Origin of the sequence: Treponema ruminis, assembly GCF_014201975.1 — a bacterium.
Lineage (GTDB): Bacteria > Spirochaetota > Spirochaetia > Treponematales > Treponemataceae > Treponema_D > Treponema_D ruminis.
The window spans coordinates 17,281-20,615 of record NZ_JACHFQ010000011.1; the positions used below are offsets into that span (position 1 = coordinate 17,281).

Consider the following 3,335-nt stretch of genomic DNA (forward strand, 5'->3'; position numbering starts at 1 on the left):
GAGAGTTACGTTCCTTCTGTCAAGAAGGAACGTAACTCTATATCGTAGTATATAGAGTGGAAAAGTAACGTTTGTTACTTACAACTATTATAATAATAGCATTTGTTATTTCTGTCAACGGTTTAGAATTACATTTGTTATTTTTTTTTACGAAATTTAAAACATGAGTGATTTTACAGACAGAATTGATTCAGAATTGAAAAAAAAGATGCTGAAAAGGCTTGCGCTTTGTGAAAGCATTGGAATTGCACCTAATTCTATTGCTATTTGGCTGAAACGCGGCACGATTCCGGGCGGTGATGTGTGCCTCAAGATTGCCCGCTATCTGGGAGTTGGCTTCGAGTGGCTCATAACCGGCGAGGAAGAGGGGCAGGAAGGCTCTCTTTCCGAGGAGGAGCAGGAGCTTCTTTCTTCCTGGCGCGAGCTGGCTGAGCACGAGAAAGCGGCGGTCCTTGCAATGATCGGGTCGTTTCTTAAGTCAAAAGCCGCCAAAGTTCCGGCTGATAGTGTAGGGTAAGCAAGTTGTATGGGCAGCTTTATTCCGGGTGGCCATATCCCGCAAAGGTTATTTTTGGATATGGATCAATAGCTGTAAAGCCATTATTAACGTTATTGATTCTTCCAGTGCCGTCGTAATTTTCCATATAGAGAATATCTCCGTGAGGATAATCCCTGTTAAATCCCACAATTTTGTCAGAATATGGCTCATAAACAAAATCCGCATCTTTATTTGCAGCAATCCGCCCTGGAAAAGAAAGCTGGTTATCAAAAAGTGGAGACGAAACAGTGTAAGTACATTCGGGATTTGACTCTCTGAATGCAAAAAAAGAAACATTTCCGTATCTGGTAGGCTGCAAATAGAAATACCGGCGGTCGTGCAGTTCTCCCTGATCGGTCCAGGCTTCTTCTACGATTGCCTGTGTAGTAACGCTGAGGTACATAGTTCTGGACACAGAAACGGTTCTTTTATATGTTAACTCGTCATCTGAAAGGTAAGCGATAGCATCAATGTTTTGTCGGCTTGCCTGTATGCCAAAATTTGTGATTTGTCCGGCAGAAAGCTGGAAGCTATATGACTGATATTGAACTTTTCGCCCATGATCATTGTAAAAAGAAAGGCCGCCCAGAATGTATTTATCGTAAAAATAATCAACTATCCAATAGTCATAATGGGTTTCATCAGAGGTAATCTCCCTTTCAATCCAGTTTATGTTTATGCCATCAACTGAGGCGCCTATACGGAATTTAGTAGCTCTTGTGATGCTTGCCCCTCCTTCCTGTATAAAAAAATATACGCCTGATTTTTTTTCATAAACAACCCGAGTTCTCCACCAGTTGAAACTGCCAGAGTAATCATACTCGCCAATGAGGGTAAAAAGGCCGTTTTGTATTGAATAGATTTTTTCAGAAAAAAAATAGTTTATAACGACAATATTCGGAAGAATTTTTGTGAAGCCGTAATTTATGCCATTGTTTCTGAGTCTAAGACCGTTTGCCATTCTTGATGGGTCACTGGTGAGCGGAAAGTATTCAATTCTCCCGCCCTTCTTTACTGCAATAGAGTTTGACTGGGGTGTTGTTGATTTTAAAGGATAAAATCCGCCGTTACTCCCCATAAATTTTAACGTTTCATATTTGTAGGGCATTTTTTAAACTCCGATAAACCACATATCACCATCGACAAAATCATGCCAGACGTTCTCATCGTCATAATATCCTGTACTGCTGGCAGAAAAAGCTGTAGGGTCAAAATGAAAAACTTTTGAAGAAATATTTCCTGCAAAACTTCCGCTTGAAGCAAATATCTTCCCCCGGAAAACTCCATTATTAAAATACGCATTTCCGTTCCGCAAGATTCCGAATCCGGTTTGGCTTGAAGGGCCTGTCCAGTCTTCAGTATGAATTGCAATTCCAGCGGTTCCCTGTCTGGAATCCCCGGTAATCATTTCATAAAGCTCACCGCCGTGAACATTTGTAGCCGTGCCTGCATTTGTCGCTGTAGTTGCCGAGCCCGCGCTTGTCGCATATCCCGCGTTTGTAGCAGAATCTGCCGTAGTCGCTGTAGCTGCCGAGCCCGCGCTTGTCGCATATCCCGCGTTTGTAGCAGCTTTGATGGTGATGTTTGCAGTTTCCAGATAGTGAATAAAGGCCTGACTTGCCATAAGTAAACGCGCAAAAACGGCATTCACGGCGAGCCTGTCCATAAATGTGATGCCGTAAGCGTTTTTCTTCGTGAGGTTTTCGTCAAGCATGTTCAGAATGTCGCTCAGGGCGCTGGCATTGTGTTCAATCCGCTGGTCTGCAATCCATTTAGCCGTGCCTCCATGCTGTCCTGTAAACCTATAGAGATAAGATGTGTAAAGATGTCCGTCTTCAGTAAGCCCTGTATCAGTATTGCTTCCGGTCCATGTAAAGTAATCACCTAAAACAAGGCTTGTCGGAATGGAGGCAACCTCATTGACTGGACCAAGATATTTGCCTGTGTCAGAAGCTGTAATGGTGCAGGTTGCGGAATATGTGATGCCGTTCTTCACGGCTGTGAGGGTAACGCCTGCCGTTGCCTTTGCCGGGAAGGAAGCTCCATACAAAGAGCTTACGGCAACGGTAATTACCAGCCCGTCAACCGAAGCCGTGCAGGTGAATGACTGGCTGTCACATACGGCGGACACGGAATCAGGCGAAAGCCCCTCGCCGTTGTACATGAGGGCGGCCGTAAACGACATGCTTTCACTGTAAAGGGTGTTATCCTCGCCGTTGAGGTGAAAGGACATTGTTGTACTGGACAGTTCCAGCTTTGTTTCGGCTATTTCGGCAACGTTGGACAATGCGGCTGTTTGTTGTGCATTTTGATTATCCAGCTCGGCACGTTCCTCACTTTCCCTGATTGCATCACCAGGTAACTGAAGGATGCCCGGTGATGTAAGGTTTGACTTGTATTCAGGAATTACTCCGTATTCATAGATTTCATCAGAATAATCTTTGAGAGTGAGTTTCCAGCCGCCCGCATCCGCCGCAACAGCAGTAATTTTCATTGTATTTGTAATGCGGTCAAACTGTCCGTATTGATTGAGAAGCCCGACGGAAAGGATGTTGCCAGACTGAACCTGTACGCCGTCAGTATCATCGAGCGGAGTTAAGAAATAAAGGGTGCGGGTCTTACCGAAACCGATTACTTTTGCACAGATATTTCTCTTTCCTTCCCCCGACTGTGCCTGAATGATGACGCCAAAAGTAGCTTTTGCAGAATAACCGGCTGAGGAATAGATGCGTTCGCTTTCATCAATATATTTTTTATTTTCTTCATCGACAAAATCTTTCTCATTAAAACTTACGGC

Annotated in this window: 3 protein-coding genes; 1 reads left to right on the forward strand and 2 read right to left on the reverse strand. The window is 44.0% G+C overall.

From position 1 onward, the window contains the following. Positions 1-163 precede the first annotated feature (163 nt). Complete coding sequence (locus HNP76_RS14005) at positions 164-517, forward strand: helix-turn-helix domain-containing protein (protein WP_184661638.1); 354 nt, start codon at positions 164-166, stop codon at positions 515-517. A gap of 19 nt (positions 518-536) precedes the next feature. Here HNP76_RS14005 and HNP76_RS14010 read toward each other — a convergent pair whose 3' ends face one another. Both HNP76_RS14010 and HNP76_RS14015 read right to left on the reverse strand, forming a co-directional pair. Beyond that, the gene (locus tag HNP76_RS14010) at positions 537-1,646 is read right to left on the reverse strand and encodes a hypothetical protein (RefSeq protein WP_184661640.1); all 1,110 of its coding nucleotides are present in this window, start codon (positions 1,644-1,646) and stop codon (positions 537-539) included. Between the two features lie 3 nt (positions 1,647-1,649). Beyond that, positions 1,650-3,335, reverse strand: a 1,686-nt coding sequence (locus HNP76_RS14015) for a hypothetical protein (RefSeq protein ID WP_184661642.1), incomplete at its 5' end; no start/stop codon positions are given.